This is a genomic window from Shewanella sp. SACH (assembly GCF_001887095.2).
GTDB classification, from domain to species: Bacteria; Pseudomonadota; Gammaproteobacteria; order Enterobacterales; family Shewanellaceae; genus Shewanella; species Shewanella baltica.
On record NZ_MPDG02000006.1, the window covers coordinates 52,849 to 68,585 of the forward strand.

Sequence of the window (15,737 nt, forward strand, 5' to 3'; positions counted from 1 at the left end):
TTTTTGCGTAAGGCTAGCAAGCTTGGCAAATACGGTCTCGGCCTTCGGATTTGGCGCGGTACATGGCTTGGTCCGCTTGAATAAGTAGCTTGTCGGGCTGGCATCCTTGATAGATAGTGGCGTAACCTAAGCTAGCATGGATTTTTATCGTAACGCCTTGCCAGATAAATGAATTGTCCTTGAGTACTTGATGCAATTTTTCGGCAACGGCTCTGGCGGCGGGTGCATCGGTCGCGGGCAAAATCACCAGAAACTCCTCACCACCGTGGCGACATAGGGCATCATTTTCTCGTAATACCGATCCAAATAGTCTCGCCGCCGTCAGCAGGGCGAGATCACCCGCATCGTGACCGTATTGATCGTTAATCTCTTTAAAATGGTCAAGATCCAATAAAATCATACTGTAAGGCACACTATCCCTTAGCCAGCGTTGATGGATATTGTTGAGAAACTTATGCATAGCCCGCCGATTCCACAGGCCTGTGAGTTGATCCCGCTCCGCTAACATACGAATTTTGCTGACGAGTCGCGTCATGGCATTACCTATCATCACAATATTGATCAATAGGGTTAGAAATACATAAAACCACAGCACAGGTATGGCTTCGTGCGTGTGCATGGCGATAAACATCGGACTTTCTTCTGGGGAAAGCAGGGCGATAAAGATGCGAATGATAAAAATACCCACCATAGCGACTAAAGGCATGACCATAGCGATGGCGACTCGATTCCCCGTATCGCGTTTAATGGCCTGATAGTTATCCCGCGTTAGCATGGTAAAAATCAGCGCGGCGCAGGCGGAGAAAACAACGGCTAAAGTACGTTCTGAGCTGAAGTTGGGGGGAACCGGGAGCATCACACTGGCCGTGATTGCCAAGAGAAAAAGATCGGATTTAACGCTGGGGCTCAGCCTGAAAAGTGCCTTAGTACCCCAGCGTAATAGGATGAATCCAAACAAAATCGCCATATCGGAGCAGAACCAAAAAAGGTAACTGGAGGCTTCGGAGCGTTGGCTGTTGAGTATGATGCCAAGGAGGACGAACAAGTTCGCCAGAGAAAAGCGCATACTGGCCCGAGTGGCAATTTGTAAGGGTTTAGCAATGAGTCCCCATGCCACGGCTGCGGTGCTGGCCAGTAGGCAAATAAATTTGATGAGTAATAGGGCTTGGGGATCAAATATCATTCTTTTACTTCATATTTTTCTTTAACTATAGATGCTTTTAGGCATTTTCGGTTGAAGTTTATAGGATATCTTAATCTGTATTTATCGGCAGGAGGTGGGCTGTATCCTCTTTTGAATTCATGGCGATATTAAGTGCCTTTATTTAGAGAATAACTTGGGTTATTTGCTGTCTTGTAAGCTAAAATGTTTGCAAATTCTGAGTCTTCCTGCGAAGTTAGACCCTGTTGATTCGCCTACAATCTCCGTTTTAAGGATGCCCTGTTATGGATACAAATAAATTACTCTTAGTCATTATTGCGATTCTATTGCCTCCTGTTGCCGTATTTTTGAAGGCAGGAGCGGGTAAAGATCTGCTGATAAACATAGTGTTGTGTTTACTGTTCTGGTTCCCCGGTTTATTACATGCACTCTGGGTCGTGACCAAGGCATAATTTGCTTTCTTCCACACAATAAAAAAGCGCAATTTAATTGCGCTTTTTTATACTTCAAAATGAGACTTTCACCTAGAAAGGCAAGGTGTAGCCTATTGTCGCAGTACGTCCCATACCTTTGAAATAACGATCATTTGTACCCATGGTTTGTGAGTAATAATTGAAATAATCCTTATTAAACAGGTTTTGCAGACCTAAGCTCAGGGTGCCAGTGTAAAGCGGCATAGAGAAGGAAGCATCGACTGTGGTATAGCCATCAAATTCCGCATACTTGTTGCCCGCGGCATTTTTAAAGTCGCGGTCCATGTAGTAGTTGGCTTGAACGCGGGTCGACATGTCATTATCGAAGTTATGGGTCCAGAACAGGTTGATACGGTTGGGCGAAATATTTGCGCCATCGAGATCGGTATCGACTTTGTTATCACCATTTGAATCGTATTCGCCCTGTTGAATGGCGATGTTCATGCCAAGATCATCATTGCTGGTGAGGTAGGCGGTAACATTGGCTTCGATACCCTCGATCACGCTTTTTTCCCGCTTCACGTCGTAGAAACCATCGCCATTTAAGGCTAAACGTGAGCCAAAATCAGTGGCCGAACGATAATATGCAAACTTAGCGCTTAAGTATTTACCTTGATAATCGGCACCAACTTCGACGTTATCTGTGACGATCGGCGTGAGTGCCAATGAGTCATCTATGCTGGGATTGTCGCCGGGAAAGCTTTTACCATCACGCAGAATACGGCCGATATCCGGCATACCAAAACCTTGGTTATAGCTGGTATAAACGCGAATGTCTGGGGTGATTTTGTAGGAGATACCGACGTTGAATAAGGTTTCATCGAAGGTGGCCGAACCGCCTGCAATTTGCTTGTTGCCCGCACCCCATAGGGTTTTGTAGTCATCGACACTCAACTCGGCATGTTCGTAACGAACACCAGTCGATAAGGTTAGATTTTCAATTAAATCATAATCTAACTGCAAGTATGGCGCGACGTTGTCATAGGTGCTTTCCGGAACCCACGAAAAACCCGTTTTCACTAAATCTTGCTCTGTGGTATCGCGGAAAAGGTCGACACCGTAGGCCGCATCAATCCCTGAACCCGCAATATCTTTAGCAATCAATGAGCTTTTTAAACCCCATTTAACAGAAGCATTACGCGATTGCTCGTAGTATAAGCTTTCGCCTTTACTGCCGACACCGCACTGGATCACTTGGTCGCTACCTTCGAAGGATGGATCGTAGAAACTGTCGAAACAGCCGCCACCATAAACCGCTTTAAAATCTTGATTAAAGAGTTGTAGGTTAAGTTGTTGGCCACCAATGTTGGCGTGGGTGTAAGTCAAACTGGTGGTGGTCACTTGATTGTTGGCCGCTTCCCATGGCTGAGTTTCTTTAACTGCGCCCGTGGGCACGCCATTGGGCTTGTCGCCTGCGACTGGCATCCAATCGCCATTGTTGTCTGCGGTGTAATGGTTAACCATTAGTTCAAGGCGCGACTCGTCGAAGTTGTGGCCAAGCTTAATGAAGAAGTCGGTGCTTTGGCTGTCCATCGACTCGCCTTGAGTCGTATCCACACCTACGACGTTATGGTTGGCATCATAATAGACGCCATTATTGCGGTAGCTAACCGAACCTATCATGTCGATAAATTCTGACTCGCCAGAAAACGCATAGCTGGCACCAAAGCTTAAACCGTTAGATTTCATAGAATCAGGAACTGTCACATCGAAACTTGCAACCTGTTCGCTGTCGCCCGTCGGTTTTTTAGTGATGTAATTGATGATGCCGCCTTGGGCACCAAGACCGTGCATTGCATTGGCACCGTGAATGATTTCGATACGCTCAATCATGGCTGGATCTATGGTTTGACCCGAGCGACCCCCACTGCGAAGTGGGTTTGATTGCGGTACGCCGTCGATCATGATCAGCGGCGGGCGACCACGCAGGGTTTCGCCTGTGTTACTCATCTTCTGGCGGCTTGGCGAAAAGCTCGGGGCCAAGTTACCGATAATGGTTGATAAATCTTTAGTGGTGCGGAACTGTTCTTCTAACTGGGCGCGGTCGATGATAGTGACGGTATTGGGAATTGAGCTGGGGGATTTATCCATCCGACTCGCGGTGACAGTGATTTTTTCTATGTCTTGATTTTTGTTGTTTGAACTGCTGTCGGGGGCATCTTGAGCCGCTGCGGATTGGCTTAGCGCTGCAAATACGGCTAAAGCAACAAACGAGGTTTTGAATGTCATATAACTTCCTGCTAAGGGCGAATGAGTTTGCTACACCGGCTCCTTTGGCATAAGTCCATATTCCATTAAACGGCATTACAAATGATAACGATTTTTATTCTGTCGCGATTTTAGGGGAGGAATAACGGCTTGTCTAGTCGTGTCATACAGGAAATTGCACGATTTGGCGGCAGTATTGATAAATTGCGACACAGCACTCGGTATAGAGATTTAACCCCAAGGGTTACCTAGTGCGAGTTCATATCTGTAAGACATGACCTTACTTAGCGTTTAGCATGGCTTTCGCGATCTGATGGTTTGGTCGCAGGCTTGATGACTTGGGACTTATTGCTTTCGATTGTCTGGCGTGCAGGTGGAAGGCTATAATCGCGCCCCTTTATTCCGTATCCGCATTGGTGCCTTGATGAACCGCAAAAAGAAGATAAACCAAACCTTGAAGAGCAAGGCGAAAAAGGCCAATGCCAAACTGCAATCGAGCAATAAACCTAAATACATTGCGAAGGCGGATAGGGAAGCATTAGCTGCAGAGGCCGATAGCGAGTAGCATGTTGTGGCAGTTAACTCTGTGACTCTTGATAGCGAGTCTGCAGAATCATAAGTCTCCGTTCATTTCTTCGTATAATCTGCCGGCCATGCTGACATTCATTGAGTCTGCCGACATGGCGAGTTGCTGAATCTTCATTTGTAGTTGATATTGTCGCGAAGCCGCTATGTTACTCATCACCTAAGTCTTAGTATGTTTCTAAGTAGCTGATGGGATTTTGATAAAAGGCCTTTTTATATCCTTGGGTTGAAGTATCTATCAGCCAAGGTTTAGGCAATAAGCTCAAAATGGAATAATGCAAATGTGGCGGTTTACCTTGAGCATTACCTGTATCGCCGACAGTGCCCAGCGTTTCACCTTGGTAGGCAATTAATCCCGTGGCTGATTCAATTTGTGCTAAATGGGCAAAATAATGAATTTGCCATTTAGGACCTAGACCAACGACCACATTACCTCCTTTAAAGAAGTCGCCTCGATAGAAGATCAGCATAGGCGTTGGCGCAATCACGGCGGTGTTTTTGGCGGCGAAAATATCTATCCCCTTATGTACGCCCGATGGGCCCCAAGGTTCATACCAAAAGGTTTGGCTGTTCCAATCTTTACTGCTGGCGCCTTTGACTGGGATCACCGGTGACTCAGGGATCAGATAGCCGCCAAGTAGCAGTAACGATAGTGCTAATCCAACATATGTTAACTTCATTTTTTATCCTGCATTAAGCCTTAGTGTTTCTCTCAAGCTCTAATGAAAATCACTGAATTCCTGCCAATTTACGGGGTACTGCAAGCGCTCAGCTGCTGAAAGTGACAGCCAATAGGGGCGCCAAAAATAGTTACACCAAAAATCGATATTCCCTTGAAGACTGCCGAGTGTATCGGGATCGACATCGGGAAAGCTTTCCCAAGGGTGAGGTAAAGTCGATTTCAACGCAATCAGTTGTTCTAATAGTGCTTTGTCGTTGGTGATTAAACTGACGCAGATCCCCGAAAAATCGGCATATTGGTTGAGCTGCAAGCTGGTCGCTTGGCTCGGATGGGTTATCAGGCCATTAAAGCTGGCGGCATGTTCGGGTAATGCTGTAAAACCTGCATTGCAGATTAACCTATCTAAGGTTTGCTTGCCTTCTAAGGTCAGTAAGCCGTGAACTTGATAGGCATAAATATCGGCCTGCACTATTGGTGTCACTAGCGGATAGGCTTGGTTTGTCGGCAAGTCGATGTCGGGCATTTGCGCTGGATGAAAAATGGCGGCTAAGTCAGCTTGCCGCCCTAGTGGGCTGTTGCCATGAAAGGCGCGATGAAGGTGTTTCTTAAGCCAAGTGAGCACAGACATGAGCGCGACCATATAAGGTGAATGTTAATTGATCATGGCGCTTCTAAAGATTCAAATCACTAATCTACTTCTGGCACCTGCGATTTTACTCATCTGCATACGGCCAGCTTGAAGCATTAATACCGTTAATTCAGTTGGATATTAAAAATGACAAGGCAAGCGATTTTATGCCTGTAACTAAGCTGTCGTCTAGGGTTTAGCGTTAGCAGGAAGAAGCTTAATACTTAAGTTGTGAGCTTTTGAGCGCTGGCAAATGGGAATCTGTCGAATGGTAAACCGCAGTGGCTCTCCAGTCTTGGAGAACCACTTATTCAATGTTCTTAGTAAGAGTGCCTATAAAAATTCAGATAAGCGTGCTGATAAGAGTTCAGCTTAGAATTTATCTGAACTCATACGCGCCGGAATGATTTCAAACTCGGTTCTGTCTTTGGGTAAATAGGCTTTCCACCAAGCGTGATTCAAAGCTGGGCTATGGGCTAATTCACTCAGGTTGATCCCTTGACCAAATTCCGGCGTAAGCAGCGGCACGTCATAGGCCTTGGCGGCTACGGCTATGCGTTCCAATGGCTCGTACCAACTATGTAGCGCGAGATCGAAGCTGCTGTTATGTATCGGAATTAAGTGTCGTCCCCGCAGATCTAAATGCGCCCGCAGTGATTGCTCTGGCTGCATGTGGATATCTGCCCACATCTCATCGTAGGTACCTGTTTCTATTAAGGTTAAATCGAAAGGCCCAAGTCTGTCGCCAATCTTTTTAAAGCCGTCGAAGTAACCGGAATCACCGCTGAAAAACAGTTTTAGTTCAGGGGACTGAATAACCCAAGATGCCCACAGGGTTTGGTTTTTGTCCGTGATACCACGGCCCGAAAAGTGCTGTGCCGGCGTCGCGGTAAAACTCAGACCCGCATGTTGGGTTTCTTGCCACCAATCGAGCGCGACTATCTTGCTGGCAGGCACGCCCCACGCGAGCAAATGTTTATCTACGCCCAGTGGCACGATAAATTTTTGCGTGCGCTCGGCGAGGGCTAAAATGCTGTGTTTATCTAAATGATCATAATGATCGTGGGACAAAATAATCCCTGCGAGCACTGGAATATTATCGAGTTCGATCGGCAACTCGTGGAATCGTTTTGGCCCAAACATTTGGCTTGGCGAGGCGCGTTTCGAAAACACAGGATCGGTTAACCAATATTGACCGTTGAGTTGTAACAGCACTGTTGAATGGCTGATTTTATACAGCATAGGTGTCGCATCGGCCGTTGGGTTTAGCTGCATTTTTTGGATCAGTAATGGCTGGTTTGGGCTCTTATCTGGAATACTTTCAGTCATGTAACGCCATAAAATAGAAAGTAAATTACCTTCACCACTGTGGGTATTGGGAGCTTCATTGCTGAATTTGTCACCCTCAACATGGGCCGAAGTCTTAGTGTTTACGTCAGTATTTGTTTGAGTGGCCATGATAAAGCTCCCGAGTCGTAGTAAGGTCAAGACAATCTTAAATCGCGTTTACAACATTAAAAAAAGTAAACTACACAGTGTAGTTTACATGCGGCGGTGTAAAAGTAAACTGGATAGTGTAAAATGTCGACAAATGATTTTTATGGCGTAGGAAAACATGGCAGACAAACCCATTAAATTGACAAACTCTCAGCAGAAACGTGTGGCGATTCTGCGTGCCTCGCGGGAAGAGTTTATGGTCAATGGCTTTGTGGGTGCCAGTATGGACAGGATCGCCCAGCGGGCTAATGTTTCTAAACGTACTGTGTATAACCATTTTCCGAGCAAGGAAGTGCTGTTTGATACCACAACCACAGAGTTGTGGGCGCGGACGAAAGAAGCGGCGACCTTAGTTTACAATCCGGCGAAGAGTCTTGAAGATCAGTTGCAGCAAATTGCGCATCGATGCTGGGCATTGTATCAGCAGCCTGAGTTTCTCGATGTGGCGCGGGTGGTGATGGCAGAGTTTATTCGCTCGCCTATCCAAGCGACTGAAGCGATGGAGAAGCTCGCGAAGCAAGAAGGTGGACTCGAAGCTTGGCTTGCCGGAGCGGTTGAGCACAAGGCGCTGAATATCGACGATATTGCAATGGCATCAACTCAGTTTTGGGGGATGTTTAAGGCGTTTGCATTCTGGCCTAAGCTGTTCCATATGAAAAATAATGATGAGCACCAGCAAGCGATTATCGACGCCAATATCAAGATGTTTTTGGCCATGTATCGCGCTTAAACTTAGTGTTCCATGCTATTCAACATAAAGGCCGCATCTGCGGCCTTTGTTATTTATGTAATACAGACTAGAGCAAGGCTGTCGCCAGTAGATAACCGACGGTCGATGCGGTACTCACGCCGATAAAACCTGGAATAATAAAGCTGTGGTTAATAATGAACTTACCTATTTTAGTTGTACCTGAACGGTCAAAGCCGATACAGGCCAGATCGCTTGGATAAGTAGGTAGCACAAAATACCCGTAGCTTGCAGGGAGGAAAGCGATCAAGAGTTTTGGATCGACTCCTAAGGCGAGACCCATAGGCGCAATGGCAGTCAGCGCCGCTGCTTGGCTATTAACAAGCTTAGAGATGAGGAACAGCACTAAGGCATAGGTCCAAGGCTGGCTTTGCACCACGTGGGACAGGTTTTCCTTAAGCACATCCATATGGCTGATGAAGAAAGTATCACTCATCCACGCCACACCAAATACTGAGAAAATCGCCACCATGCCCGCTTTAAAGACGGGGCCATTAGAGATGTTTGTCGGTTTGACTTTGCAGGTCATCAGGATAAATGCCCCCGCAATTAACATCATCATCTGGATGACTAAGTTCATCGATAATAAGGTCGTTTTCCCTTTAACTTCAAAGGCAGGGCGCAGTTCACTAAAGGAACCTAACAGCACCACAGCTGCAATAGCCGCAAAGAAAATCCCCGTTGCCCAGTAAGCTTCCTTAGGAAAACGTTGGTTTAGCAGGGTTTCGCTCTTGTCATAGATAAAAGCTCTTTGGACAGGATCTTGAATCCGCTCTTGGAACTCTTCGTCTTTATCTAAATCTTTACCGCGACGTAGACTCCAAAGTGCGGCGGCCATCACACCGCAAAGCGATGCAGGTACTGATACCATTAAAATTTCGAGCAGATTGTAGGCGCGGCCCACACCTTGCTGCGATGCGAGAATCGACACCATAGACACAACCGCTACCGACACGGGCGAAGCACAAATTGCCATTTGCGAGGCGACGGATGCCACAGCCATTGGGCGTTCTGGGCGAATATTTTTCTTCAGCGCGATATCGGAAATAATCGGGAACATGGTGTAAACCACATGGCCCGTACCGCAAAGAAAGGTCAGCGTCCAAGTGGTCAGCGGCGCCAGAATGGTGATGTATTGTGGATGGCGGCGCAGTAGGCGCTCAGCAAACTGCATCATCACATCCAAACCGCCTGCGGTTTGTAATACGGCCGCACAGCCGATCACCGCAAGAATCGTTAGCATAACTTGTACTGGCGGTTGTCCCGGCGCTAAACCGAAGACAAATATCAGTAAAAACAAACCTATGCCGCTGATGAGGCCGAGTCCCATACCGCCGTAGCGGGTACCGAGTAGTAGGCAACTAAGCACTACTATAAATTCCATTAAAATCATCCGATTTACCTCTGCGGAATCTACCGCTTAGCGATTTGTTGAGTGATGAGTGTTTTCAGGGACATTCTGCGGAGGAAAAGCGTTTGAAAAATTGCGCTGGCGCATGGTGTAAATAAAAAATGGCATGAGATTTTTCGGAAATTTGACCTAGCGCTAGAAACACGTAGCGATAAGTTGCATTCTGGTTAACGAGTTTTACGGAATGGGCTAAGACTTTGAGCTCGCTCCGTTTACAAGAACGATAACAATACTCAAGGATAAGCCCGTGAAACCAGCCACCTTTAATACCGAAGCCTTCGATGATTGGATCCGCAGTCGCTTTGTAGAGCTCAACTCAGAGCTAGAACAGCTTTACTACCAACAAACGGATCGGGCCAATGTGCTTGATATCGGCGCAGAAGCTAAGTTGGCGCTGGAGAGTGAAGGGCGAGAGTTGATTAAGGCCTTGCTCGATGAGGGCAATACCGACGAAGGGTTCGACAGTGCTTTTGATTTACTCGGCAATGTGGGCCTGTATATGGCGGCCTGTCGGCGCCATGAAATTACTGAGCCTTCGCGGGAAACCACATCGCCATTAGCCGAAGCCTCCGCGCTTGCCATGCACATCGGCGCTTCAATAGGCGTCACGCCGCGCTTTGCTACCGCACATTTAACTACGCACAATCGTGCCCACAATGGCATTTATAAGCGCTTTACCGATCTTCCTGCTGAAAAGCTGTTTGTGGATTACAACACTAAGGGCATTTTGGCCTATAAACGCGCCGCAGATGCCCTATTGAAGATCCAGCCTTTGGGTATTTCCCATCCCATCAGTCACGATTTATTGCGAGTCGCCAAACAGGCACTGCAGGATGTGATTGAGTCGAATACTCAATTATTCAATCGATTAGATACGGATCGTTTCTTTTACTGTGTTCGCCCTTACTACAAACCGTATCGGGTGGGCTCGGTCATTTATCGCGGCGCTAACGCTGGGGATTTTGCGGGGATTAATGTGATCGATTTAACGCTAGGTCTTTGTTTTGCCAATGAAGCTTCCTACTCGCAAATGCTGGTGGACAAATTTTTATACATGATGCCAGAGGATCAGCAAATATTGCGTGAGTGCATGCGTCGACCGAATTTGATGGATGATTTCCTGCAGGCAAAAGACAGTGCGAACCAAACTTGGTATCAAGAAAATTTGCGACTCTTTATCGAAGTCTGCGAATTACATGGCGAGACTGCGATTCAGCACCATAATGAGTTAGTGACTAAATATATTGCCGAGCCTTCGACAAGTATGGAGCAGCAGCATTTAGCTAAGGTTACCGCCAGTGGTCCGCCACTGCATGTGTTACTCGGTTCATTGGAGCGACTCAGAGATAGGCGCGCCGCCGTTCAGCGCAGTGATATTCGGACGCGTTATTATGAGATTAAAAAATTAAAAGAGAGTTTGAGATAACACTATGTTTGAAGACTTTAAAAAGGACTTTTACCTCGCGGGTCCAGGATATCTATTGAACCATTCCGTCGGTCGACCGTTAAAATCGACCGAACAGGTCTTCAAAGAAGCCTTTTTTGCGCCTTGGCAGGAATCGGGGCGCGAGCCTTGGGGTCAGTGGCTGAGTGTGATTGATGATTTTACCTTTGCCTTATCCAAACTGTTTAACGGCCACCAAAAGGACTTTTGCCCTCAGGTTAATCTCTCCAGTGCACTGACTAAAATCGTTATGTCACTCGACCGATTAAATCGCGAACACGCCGTTGTGTTGATGAGTGAGATTGATTTCCCCAGCATGGGTTTCGCCCTTAAAAAAGCGCTGCCAGCTAGCTGCGAAGTGCGTTTTATTCCTAAGGGACTCGATGTCACTGACCCTAATGTGTGGGACGCGCATATCAGTCGCGATGTGGATCTGGTGTTTGTCAGCCATGCTTACTCGAATACGGGGCAGCAGGCGCCATTAGCCAATATTTTCACCATAGCCCGTGAGCGAGGCTGTTTGAGCTTAGTGGATGTAGCGCAATCGGCAGGGATTATTCCGCTGGATCTCGCGCGCCTACAACCTGACTTTTTAATCGGGTCGAGTGTGAAATGGCTCTGCGGCGGCCCTGGTGCCGCCTATCTTTGGGTTAATCCCGCTATATTGGAGAGTTGCCAGCCAAAGGATGTGGGGTGGTTTAGCCACGAGAATCCGTTCGAGTTCGATATCCATGATTTTCGTTACCAGCATTCCGCAATGCGCTTCTGGGGTGGAACGCCATCAATCGCGCCTTATGCCATTGCCGCCCACAGCATTCATTACCTTGCAGGTCTAGGCATCCCCTTGCTGCGTAAATGTAATCAGCAGTTAATTGATGCCGTGGCGCAAGAGCTCGAACATGAGTTTGTATCGCCACGGGATGTTGAAAAACGCAGCGGTACGCTGATTTTGCAGTTTGGTGAGCAACAACATCAAATCATGACGGCATTAGCGAACGCTAACATCAGCGTCGATGCTCGCAGCCTGGGGATCCGTATTTCGCCGCATATCTACAACAATATGTCCGATATCAAGCTGTTACTGGACGTGATAAAAGCCAATCGGTAGCCAATTGATAAGAGCTCTGTGGATAAATAGCTATGCCCAAACCTGAGTGTTTGGGCATTTTTTTAGAGTCGTTTGCGATTTAGCCGCTCGATGATCTGACAGGCGTTCAAGTCGTGTACCACGTTAATGACCGTCGATGGCGCATCGGTAATCGCCCCTATCACCACTAAAATTGGTATGGTTTCCATTGGCAAGCCTAAGGTCGTGACGATAAAAATCTCTCCGAGGAAAGCGCCGCCCGGCACGCCGCCTATGATAAAGGCCGATAGAACCGAAATCAGTATGGTCACCATAAACACATCGACGGTGAAATCTAATCCGAGTAACGAGTAGATAAACACGATTTTTAGGGCTGTGATGATTGAGGCGCCGCCCTTATTTAAATTGACCAATAATGGCAGGCTGATGTCGGCGATTTCGGGTTTAATGCCCATCTTCAGCGCGGTTCTCAAGGTGACTGGTAGGGTGGCGAGTGATGATGTGGTGCCCAGTGCGGTCACTGCGGGTTCGAGGGCGAAGCGCCAGAATTGTTTAACCCCTTGAGTGCCACCGCCAAGCCAAGCGTAAAAGGTAGAACCCACGGTTAGATAAATAAAACAGGCGACCATAAATAGGCCAACGGCGCGGGCAAAGGTGACAACGAGCTGGGGATCTTGGCTTGCCATTGTCGAGGCGAAATAGGCACCGAGTCCCACGGGCGCTGCCACCATAATGATCGAGACTATCTTCATGATGACGGTATTAAAACTGTCGAGTAATGCCGAGACTTTTCTGCCATCTTCCCCCGATTGACCTATCGCAATCCCCGCAATAACCGACATGATGATCAGGGCTAAGATATTGGATTTTGATAATAAACCTGAAAAGTCATTGGTGGTCAGCAGGCCGACAAAATCCATCGTCCCCGCAGTATCGCTGATGGTTTGATTGAGATCTAAGGTAACACCTTGGGCGGGGTCGAAAAATAAGGCCAGCCCGATAATGCCAACGGCGGGGATAATCGCCATCACAATCGACACCGCCATGATTGACACTAACAGAGCGCCGAGTTTCTTCAAATCCGTCATGCGAGCAATGGAGGAGGTCACGCTAATGGCGACCAGCGGTACGATAATCATAAACAACAGGTTTAGAAAAATTTGCCCTAAAGGTTTGAGCTTGAGCGCCAGTTCTGGCAACCCGACACCGAGCACGCCGCCCAGTAACAACGCGGTGAGCAGCACGATGGAATCTTTATAAGGTTTTATCTTTTGCCACATAGGTAAACGCCTATTGTTATTTTTATGAATAAGATGCGCCCAAGTGATCAGGATTAATCGTGCTGCATGGACATTATCAAGCTAGCGATTGCACTGAGTGAGTGCAAGGTGTGATTGATTTTAAATCGAAAAGGTTTGAAATCTAGACGTGATGGATTTTGATTTTTTATGATTAATGGATTTGGCTTTATAGCTAGTCAAAGCTTCATCTATAAAAAAGCCCCGACAAGTCGGGGCTTTAAACATCTTAAGCCAGTGGCTTACAGGCTGTAGTACATTTCAAACTCAAGTGGGTGAGTTGTACGTGCTACGCGCTCAGCTTCTGCTGTTTTCAGTACGATATAAGATTGGATGAAATCTTCACTGAACACGCCGCCTTTAGTCAGGAACTCATGGTCAGCTTGCAGGTTTTCAAGGGCGTTTTCTAATGACGTTGCCACTTGTGGGATTTCAGCCGCTTCTTCTGGAGGCAGATCGTACAGATCTTTGTCCATCGCTTCACCTGGGTGGATCTTGTTTTGGATACCGTCAAGACCGGCCATCAGCAGCGCTGCGAAACCTAAGTATGGGTTTGCATGTGGATCAGGGAAACGCGCTTCGATTCGACGGCCTTTAGGGCTTGGTACCACTGGAATACGGATTGATGCAGAGCGGTTACGGGCAGAGTAGGCCAACATAACAGGTGCTTCAAAGTGTGGCACTAAACGCTTGTAAGAGTTAGTGCTTGGGTTAGTGAAAGCGTTCAGCGCGCGAGCGTGCTTGATGATACCACCTATGTAGTACAGAGCTGTTTCACTTAAACCCGCGTATTTGTCGCCAGCGAACAAGTTAACACCGTCTTTCGCCAGAGATTGGTGAACGTGCATGCCGCTACCGTTGTCGCCAACGATGGGTTTAGGCATGAAAGTCGCCGTCTTACCGTAAGCGTGTGCCATGTTGTGCACTACGTACTTCAGAATTTGGATTTCATCCGCTTTCTTAGTTAACGTGTTGAAGCGAGTTGCGATTTCGTTTTGACCCGCAGTCGCCACTTCGTGGTGATGCGCTTCAACCACTTGACCCATTTCTTCAAGCACTAAACACATAGCGCTACGTAGGTCTTGTGATGAGTCAACCGGTGCAACTGGGAAGTAACCGCCTTTAGTGAATGGACGGTGACCTGTGTTGCCGCCTTCGTAGCTAGTGCCTGAGTTCCAAGCCGCTTCTTTAGCGTCGATCTTAACGAAACAACCTGACATGTCAGTACCGAAACGGACATCATCAAATAGGAAGAATTCTGGTTCTGGGCCAATCAAAACAGTATCAGCGATACCAGTAGAGATTAGGTAAGCTTCTGCTTTTTTAGCAATTGAACGTGGGTCACGGTCATAACCCGTCATAGTACCTGGTTCAAGAATGTCACAACGGATCAGCGCTGTGGTTTCTTCGGTGAAAGGATCCAGTACGAATGTCGTTGGATCTGGCATCAGTACCATGTCTGATTCGTTAATGCCCTTCCAACCTGCGATAGAAGAACCGTCAAACATTTTGCCGTCTTCGAAGAAATCAGCATCTACCTGATGAGAAGGAATAGATACGTGCTGCTCTTTACCTTTAGTGTCGGTAAAACGTAAATCAACGAACTTAACTTCTAATTCTTCAAGTTGCTTTAAAACTGATTCAACTGACATTCTCAAGCCTCCGGTAGGGTAAAGGGATGCCCCTTCTATAATCTTTTAACTCAAGTGATTTATCTTGAGCCAAACTTACAAGCGATAAAGCGATATCCATGCCAATAATTTAACTAGCTGATTAACATGGTTTAAAATCTTTTCTGCACTTAATTGGATTCGTGTTTGCACCACTATGGTGCTTTTGGCTGTGGCATTTTGGTGCATCAATCCATTTTGGTGCGCACTGAATTGATTCATGCAAACCTAGGCTTGGATCCAAAGTAATAACATGCACTGCTTATGTGGCAGTGAGATGGCAGTGACGCCTTGGCTTACATTAGTCGCATAAGGACAGCAGCACTGAATCTCGCACATCTTTTCAGCACAGAACTGGACTATTTCTCTGGGCTGTTTCGCCGCCGCAAAATTGTCATAAAACCACGCTAGTCTGTCCAACTATGCCACGCATTCTCAATCCAATAGTGGTTTATTATCATATTATTAGGAAAGAGTTCGTTCTCATGTGCGAAATGTCTTTGCTGTTCACAGACCAAGTGAATCAATGATGCGTAATAAAGGTATAGCGTGACAATGAAGTGAGTCTTAAAGACATTCAGTTTTCGCGGTCATAAACGCCAATATGAATGCTCAGTTAAATGTACGCTAGAATTTATTGCTGTTTCTCGGCGAGATGATTTCATCGCGGTGACATCAATTTTAATTGATGTTTAAATCAGCAGAAATGGTTTGCGTCTAGAGTATGAAAAATAGCAAATTCAGCTGCTTAACTCTGATTTTCCCTACGAATATGGCAATTGAACAGTGCTTTAACTGTGGCGGTAGAGGATTTCACTCAATGGAATATTGGCAGGAATTACCC

At 46.8% G+C, this 15,737-nt stretch carries 13 protein-coding genes; 5 read left to right on the forward strand and 8 right to left on the reverse strand.

Features of this window, described 5'->3' with window-relative positions; all coding sequences use genetic code 11:
* Nucleotides 1–13 precede the first annotated feature (13 nt).
* Entirely contained in the window at nt 14–1,183 is a 1,170-nt protein-coding gene (locus BM607_RS18340; RefSeq protein WP_071940476.1) for a GGDEF domain-containing protein, read from the reverse strand.
* A gap of 263 nt (nt 1,184–1,446) precedes the next feature.
* Here BM607_RS18340 and BM607_RS18345 point away from each other — a divergent pair, with 263 nt between their 5' ends.
* A complete protein-coding gene (locus BM607_RS18345) occupies nt 1,447–1,614 on the forward strand; it encodes a YqaE/Pmp3 family membrane protein (protein ID WP_006079767.1) in 168 nt (55 codons plus the stop codon).
* Between the two features lie 72 nt (nt 1,615–1,686).
* On the opposite strand, the gene BM607_RS18350 is transcribed toward BM607_RS18345, so the two are convergent.
* Nucleotides 1,687–3,864 (reverse strand): TonB-dependent receptor, encoded by a 2,178-nt coding sequence (locus BM607_RS18350; protein ID WP_071940475.1) that lies wholly within the window; start codon nt 3,862–3,864, stop codon nt 1,687–1,689.
* A 337-nt stretch (nt 3,865–4,201) separates the two neighbouring features.
* Here BM607_RS18350 and BM607_RS18355 point away from each other — a divergent pair, with 337 nt between their 5' ends.
* On the forward strand, nt 4,202–4,408 hold the full coding sequence (locus BM607_RS18355; protein WP_081248478.1) for a DUF2986 domain-containing protein: 207 nt from the start codon (nt 4,202–4,204) through the stop codon (nt 4,406–4,408).
* A 187-nt stretch (nt 4,409–4,595) separates the two neighbouring features.
* Here BM607_RS18355 and BM607_RS18360 read toward each other — a convergent pair whose 3' ends face one another.
* The 3 genes from BM607_RS18360 to BM607_RS18370 form a co-directional block, all read right to left on the reverse strand.
* Nucleotides 4,596–5,108, reverse strand: coding sequence for a M23 family metallopeptidase (locus tag BM607_RS18360; RefSeq protein WP_071940474.1), 513 nt, complete (start codon nt 5,106–5,108; stop codon nt 4,596–4,598).
* 39 nt (nt 5,109–5,147) lie between these two features.
* Nucleotides 5,148–5,750, reverse strand: coding sequence for a hypothetical protein (locus BM607_RS18365; RefSeq protein ID WP_071940473.1), 603 nt, complete (start codon nt 5,748–5,750; stop codon nt 5,148–5,150).
* Nucleotides 5,751–6,110: 360 nt separating this feature from the next.
* Nucleotides 6,111–7,196 carry an MBL fold metallo-hydrolase gene (locus tag BM607_RS18370; protein WP_071940472.1) on the reverse strand — a complete coding sequence of 362 codons (1,086 nt, stop codon included), beginning with the start codon at nt 7,194–7,196 and terminating at the stop codon, nt 6,111–6,113.
* A gap of 157 nt (nt 7,197–7,353) precedes the next feature.
* On the opposite strand from BM607_RS18370, the gene BM607_RS18375 reads away from it, so the two are divergent.
* Nucleotides 7,354–7,965, forward strand: a complete 612-nt coding sequence (locus BM607_RS18375) for a TetR/AcrR family transcriptional regulator (protein WP_071940471.1) — start codon at nt 7,354–7,356, stop codon at nt 7,963–7,965.
* 67 nt (nt 7,966–8,032) lie between these two features.
* Here the strand turns inward: BM607_RS18375 and BM607_RS18380 are convergent, their stop codons facing one another.
* Nucleotides 8,033–9,376 (reverse strand): anaerobic C4-dicarboxylate transporter, encoded by a 1,344-nt coding sequence (locus tag BM607_RS18380; RefSeq protein WP_071940470.1) that lies wholly within the window; start codon nt 9,374–9,376, stop codon nt 8,033–8,035.
* A 265-nt stretch (nt 9,377–9,641) separates the two neighbouring features.
* Here BM607_RS18380 and BM607_RS18385 point away from each other — a divergent pair, with 265 nt between their 5' ends.
* Nucleotides 9,642–10,820, forward strand: a complete 1,179-nt coding sequence (locus tag BM607_RS18385) for a monodechloroaminopyrrolnitrin synthase PrnB family protein (RefSeq protein WP_071940469.1) — start codon at nt 9,642–9,644, stop codon at nt 10,818–10,820.
* A 4-nt stretch (nt 10,821–10,824) separates the two neighbouring features.
* The gene (locus BM607_RS18390) at nt 10,825–11,946 is read left to right on the forward strand and encodes an aminotransferase class V-fold PLP-dependent enzyme (protein WP_071940468.1); all 1,122 of its coding nucleotides are present in this window, start codon (nt 10,825–10,827) and stop codon (nt 11,944–11,946) included.
* A gap of 62 nt (nt 11,947–12,008) precedes the next feature.
* On the opposite strand, the gene BM607_RS18395 is transcribed toward BM607_RS18390, so the two are convergent.
* Together BM607_RS18395 and glnA are read right to left on the reverse strand one after the other, a co-directional pair.
* The gene (locus BM607_RS18395; protein WP_087486577.1) at nt 12,009–13,205 is read right to left on the reverse strand and encodes a dicarboxylate/amino acid:cation symporter; all 1,197 of its coding nucleotides are present in this window, start codon (nt 13,203–13,205) and stop codon (nt 12,009–12,011) included.
* 260 nt (nt 13,206–13,465) lie between these two features.
* The gene (gene glnA / locus BM607_RS18400; RefSeq protein ID WP_006079778.1) at nt 13,466–14,875 is read right to left on the reverse strand and encodes a glutamate--ammonia ligase; all 1,410 of its coding nucleotides are present in this window, start codon (nt 14,873–14,875) and stop codon (nt 13,466–13,468) included.
* Between the last annotated feature and the right edge of the window lie 862 nt (nt 14,876–15,737).

Coding starts and splice junctions, on each gene's coding strand:
- BM607_RS18340 (WP_071940476.1), bottom strand. CDS start 1,183: ATGATATTTGATCCCCAAGCCCTATTACTCATCAAATTTATTTGCCTA.
- BM607_RS18345 (WP_006079767.1), top strand. CDS start 1,447: ATGGATACAAATAAATTACTCTTAGTCATTATTGCGATTCTATTGCCT.
- BM607_RS18350 (WP_071940475.1), bottom strand. CDS start 3,864: ATGACATTCAAAACCTCGTTTGTTGCTTTAGCCGTATTTGCAGCGCTA.
- BM607_RS18360 (WP_071940474.1), bottom strand. CDS start 5,108: ATGAAGTTAACATATGTTGGATTAGCACTATCGTTACTGCTACTTGGC.
- BM607_RS18365 (WP_071940473.1), bottom strand. CDS start 5,750: ATGGTCGCGCTCATGTCTGTGCTCACTTGGCTTAAGAAACACCTTCAT.
- BM607_RS18370 (WP_071940472.1), bottom strand. CDS start 7,196: ATGGCCACTCAAACAAATACTGACGTAAACACTAAGACTTCGGCCCAT.
- BM607_RS18375 (WP_071940471.1), top strand. CDS start 7,354: ATGGCAGACAAACCCATTAAATTGACAAACTCTCAGCAGAAACGTGTG.
- BM607_RS18380 (WP_071940470.1), bottom strand. CDS start 9,376: ATGATTTTAATGGAATTTATAGTAGTGCTTAGTTGCCTACTACTCGGT.
- BM607_RS18390 (WP_071940468.1), top strand. CDS start 10,825: ATGTTTGAAGACTTTAAAAAGGACTTTTACCTCGCGGGTCCAGGATAT.
- BM607_RS18395 (WP_087486577.1), bottom strand. CDS start 13,205: ATGTGGCAAAAGATAAAACCTTATAAAGATTCCATCGTGCTGCTCACC.
- glnA (WP_006079778.1), bottom strand. CDS start 14,875: ATGTCAGTTGAATCAGTTTTAAAGCAACTTGAAGAATTAGAAGTTAAG.